General features: G+C 73.6%; 5 protein-coding genes. All 5 read left to right on the plus strand.

All coding sequences use genetic code 11. The features are described from left to right. Positions 1-200 precede the first annotated feature (200 nt). Genes IE248_RS36930 through IE248_RS36950 form a run of 5 tightly spaced genes read left to right on the plus strand, consistent with a single transcriptional unit; the run spans position 201 to position 3,952 of the window. Positions 201-2,159: a winged helix-turn-helix domain-containing protein gene (locus IE248_RS36930; RefSeq protein ID WP_190033135.1), complete on the plus strand. Its 1,959-nt coding sequence runs from the start codon at positions 201-203 to the stop codon at positions 2,157-2,159. Further along, positions 2,156-2,476 (plus strand): hypothetical protein, encoded by a 321-nt coding sequence (locus tag IE248_RS36935; protein ID WP_190033136.1) that lies wholly within the window; start codon positions 2,156-2,158, stop codon positions 2,474-2,476. The genes IE248_RS36930 and IE248_RS36935 overlap by 4 nt, the downstream gene beginning before the upstream one ends. 2 nt (positions 2,477-2,478) lie before the next feature. Further along, a complete protein-coding gene (locus IE248_RS36940) occupies positions 2,479-3,378 on the plus strand; it encodes an MFS transporter (protein ID WP_190033137.1) in 900 nt (299 codons plus the stop codon). Next, positions 3,375-3,587 (plus strand): hypothetical protein, encoded by a 213-nt coding sequence (locus IE248_RS36945; protein ID WP_190033138.1) that lies wholly within the window; start codon positions 3,375-3,377, stop codon positions 3,585-3,587. Before IE248_RS36940 ends, IE248_RS36945 begins: the two co-directional genes overlap by 4 nt. Beyond that, on the plus strand, positions 3,584-3,952 hold the full coding sequence (locus IE248_RS36950; RefSeq protein WP_190033139.1) for a DUF7739 domain-containing protein: 369 nt from the start codon (positions 3,584-3,586) through the stop codon (positions 3,950-3,952). The genes IE248_RS36945 and IE248_RS36950 overlap by 4 nt, the downstream gene beginning before the upstream one ends. Positions 3,953-4,136 lie beyond the last annotated feature (184 nt).

Raw genomic sequence — 4,136 nt, forward strand, 5'->3', positions numbered from 1 at the left:
CGGGGCCCTCGCGCGCACACGCGTAGGGGCCCCACCCCGGAAACCACCGCAACACCGAAACCCGCAGGTCACACGCTTGCGGGGGCGCAACCGCCCGCAAGGGAGGTTGCGGTTCGGGAAACCGCCACAAATCAGGCGGGCCGGAACGCCGCGCGAACGGCAATCCCGGCCCTGATCCACGACCACTTAGGAGCGCACTCGTGGACTACGCAGCAGCATGGAACAAGATCGGCACCGGCACCAAAGCGACCCTCGGGTTCTCGACGGACCGGATCAACAAGGCGACGGCCGCCACCAGCCGCGCCCTCGACACCGCCGCCCCGGCCTGCGCCCCGTTCGCGCACCGCTGGGACACCGAGGCGGACCGCCGGGCCAAGCTCCGCACCCCGGAGAACCTGAAGGCGCTGATCGCCGCTCAGCGTGCGAACACGTCGGCGCGCTCGACGGCCGCGACCGCCGCGAGCCAGCGGAAGGCCGCGAAGGCGGCGAGCAACAACCCGCTCAACGGCAGTCGCCGCGCGGCCCGCACGGCTGACAAGGCCGCTCGCGGTCACGCCAAGGTCGCACGCACCGACCTCAAGACGGCCCGCCGGAACTACCCGCTGACGCTCAAGCAGCTCGCGGTCCGCGTCCACGCCGCGCACACGATCCCGGCCGGGCTCACCTCGTACGCGCTGTCGTCGGCGGAGCACTGGACGATGTGGCCGGCGGGAACCTCGCTCAGCCTGATCGGCCTCAACGCCGCACTGCTCGCGGTCGGCCGCCGCCAGGTCCGCCTGGCGCCCGACGACGACGCCACGGCCGAGGAGCGTCGCCTCCTTGAGCGCCTCGACCCGTCGTACTGGGTCCAGCACGCCGACGAGCGCGGCCTGTCCGGCACGGTGCCCGCGCCGACCGAGCTGACCCCGGCCGGGCTGGTCACCACCGTGCGGCTCGACGGCCGTTGGAAGCCGTCGGCGTTCAAGGCCAAGCACGAGGAGATCCGGGCGATGCTCGGGGCCCGCACCGCCCTGCGCATGGAGATCGGCTCGGGCTCCCACGGCGACCGCGCCACGATCACGCTGCGGACCCGCAGTGCGGCCGACGGCATCGAGCTGACCGGCTGGAAGCCGGGCGACCCGTGGGGCGTCGACACGATCACGGGCGAGCCGGTCATGGTGCCGCTCGGGCGCCGGATGCTGATCGCGGGCACCTCCGGGTCGGGCAAGTCCTGGTCGACCCGCGCCCTGCTGGCTGAGGCGTCCGAGACGCCCGACCACCGCCTGGTCGTCATCGACCCCAAGCGCGTGGAGGGCATCAACTGGGAGCACCGCGCCCGCGTCGCCATCTACGCCGAAGACGTCCTCGACGTCACTGACGAGCTGGTTGCCGAGATGCACGACCGGCTGCACGAAATCCCGCGCGGCCGGGACACCATCGAGATCAGCGCCCGCCGCCCCCGGATCACGGTGTTCGTGGACGAGGGTGCCGAGGTCATCACGATGGCGCGCAAGAAGCGGGCCAAGGGCACCAAGGAGGAGCCGGGCGACCCGGATTGGTCCCGGATCATGGAGAACCTGGGCACCCTCGCCCGCATGGCTCGCGCGGCGGAGATCATCCTGATCTGGGCCACGCAGAAGCCGACCATGGACGCCAAGGGCGGCATCGACCCGCAGATCAGCGCGCAGATCACCTACCGCGCGGCGCTCGCGCTGAGCACGTCCGGCGAGAGCCGCGTCGTGTTCGGTGAGGACGCCACCGAGCGCGGCTGGCACGCCCACGACCTGCCGATGCCGGGCGTGGCCATGCTCCGGTCCGGCCCGAAGGCGGCACCGCACCCGATCAACACGCGGGCCTTCTCCCCGGCCGACGTGATCGCGCTCCCGGCCCGGCCGGTCTGGCAGCGGGCGGGCAAGGCGCCGGCGGTTCCGGCTCCCGCCGCCGCACCCGCGCTGAGCCTGGTGAAGGACGACGAGCCCGCGGCTGCCGTCCCGGACGGCCTGACCGACAACCAGGTCGCCGTGCTCAAGGCGGTGCAGGACGGCACGTCCACCAACGCGGAGATCTCCAAGGCGGTCGGGATCAACCCCGGCTCCGTCGCCCGCGCGGTCGACGCCCTGGTCAAGCGCGGACTGCTCGCCAAGGACGGCACGACGATCCGTACGGAGGTCGCCGCATGAGCGCCAACATCGCCCAGGCCGTGGCCGACGCCCGCGCGGCGGAGGCCAACACCGAGCAGATCGCGCAGATCCTCGCCGTGGTCCAGGCCGTGCAGGCGGCCACCCCGGCCCCGGCCGCGCACGCCGCGTGCAGCTGCTCGACGCAGAAGGCCGGCGGATCGTCCGCCGGGAAGGTCGCCGCGTGGATCGCGGGCGGCGCGGCCTGCGCCTGCGTCCTCACCGCGCTGTTCCTCGCCGTCGCCCTGGTCGCCGTCGCCGTGACGGTCGGCGGCTGCGTGTCGTACCTGCTCATCCGCGAGATCCGGAAGGGGAAGTGACCATGACGAAGCCCAACTTCAAGCGCCTGCTCACCGTGGGCCCGGCGGTCGGCATGACCGCCGTGAGCATGGTCCTCACCCTCGCCGTGATCGTGATGTGGCTCGGGGGCTCGATGCCGTGGGGCATCGCCCTGGTCGTCGGCATCGGCCTCGACGGCGGATGGCTGGCCACCCTCGCGTACGAGCGTCGCCTGGCCCGGCAGGGCGACCACAGCAACGTGATCACCGGCGTCGGCTGGGGGTTCGGCGCGGTGGCGACCGGCGTCCTGGTCGCTCACGCGCTCGGTGAGACCTCGCCCGGCCCGTGGCTGGCGGTCGCCTGGCTGCCGCTCGCGGCGAAGGCGCTGTGGCTCGTGCACGGCCTCTGGGAGCGCACCGCACTCACCCCGGCCGCCCTCGACCGGATCGCCACGATCCAGCAGGGCGCCCGCGACCAGGCGGCCATCGCCCGCGCCGAACTCCGTGCCGAGGCGGGCACCGAGGAGACCCGCCTCGACGCCGTCACGGGCGCCGGGAAGCGCGTCGCAGAGGCACAGGCCAAGGCCGCCCGGCGGCTCTCCGGGGCCTGGTCGGAGCTGGACGGAGTCCGGCAGGGCGACGGCACCGGCAGGGCTCTGACCTGCGTGACAGAGCGCGTCGCACCCGCGTCACAGGACGCGTCACAGCCCCGCTGGCAACTCCCGGTGTGGGGCAGCTTCGAGGAGCTGGCGGCCATCGAGGCGCCGACCCTCACGGACGACGAGATCGACCGGATCGTCTCGGAGCTGCGGGCCAGCACCAACCCGCCGATGACGTACAACGCCCTCGCTGCCGCGTTCCGCAAGGCCGGGCACAGCGCCGGGGAGACCCGGCTCCGGGCGGCCTGGAAGCGCGTCTCGACGGCTGAGGCGGTGGGCTCGTGATCGCCCTCGCCTACCTCGCCACCGTGGTGGTCGCCCTTGTGGTCCTGGCGGTGGCCCTGCGCCACCGCCCGGCCCCGGCCCCCGCGCCGTTCCCGCCGGCGCCCGAGGCGACCCGACTCCTGATCGACGCCGAGCCCGACGTCCGGCTGATCCTCGCCGCCGCCACCCAGCTCGCCCACCTCGCCAACCGGATGGGAGCCGCAGCATGAGCCGCCGACCCGCGATCCACGACCCCGAGCCGAGCGTGGTCACCAGCCACGGTGCTGACTTCTTCGGGCAGGACCGACACCTGCTCAAGGAGGTCGCCGCCCTCGCGGCCTGGGTGACGAACTCCGTGTCGTACAACGACCGGAAGGCCGTCGCCCCGCTCGTCGCCGCGATGGAGTTCCCGAAGCCGTGCACCTTCCCGGCCGCCGACGCCGCCCGCGTCTCCGAGCAGCTGCTCGCGGTCTCCCGCACCCGGCACATGAAGCCGCGGGCGTCCGCCCTCGCCCGCGCCCTGGCCGACGCTGCCGCCCGCGCCGCCGCCGACGGCGAGCCGTGGGAGTGGCAGATCGAGTCCGCAACCGCCTGACCACCCGAGAGGATCAGCACCATGCAGACCAACGAGTCCGGCATCCCGACCGGCCCCATCGACCGCGAACCCCTGGACTACCCGGCGCCCGGCGTCTACCCGGACACCGCCCGCAAGGCCGAGATCCTCACGGACGTGTTCCGCGCGGCCGGGGTTGAGCTGGGGGCGTACGACGACCGGATCG

The organism is Streptomyces goshikiensis (assembly GCF_014650555.1).
In the GTDB taxonomy this organism is placed as follows: Bacteria; Actinomycetota; Actinomycetes; order Streptomycetales; family Streptomycetaceae; genus Streptomyces; species Streptomyces goshikiensis.

Coding starts and splice junctions, on each gene's coding strand:
- IE248_RS36935 (WP_190033136.1), top strand. CDS start 2,156: ATGAGCGCCAACATCGCCCAGGCCGTGGCCGACGCCCGCGCGGCGGAG.
- IE248_RS36940 (WP_190033137.1), top strand. CDS start 2,479: ATGACGAAGCCCAACTTCAAGCGCCTGCTCACCGTGGGCCCGGCGGTC.
- IE248_RS36950 (WP_190033139.1), top strand. CDS start 3,584: ATGAGCCGCCGACCCGCGATCCACGACCCCGAGCCGAGCGTGGTCACC.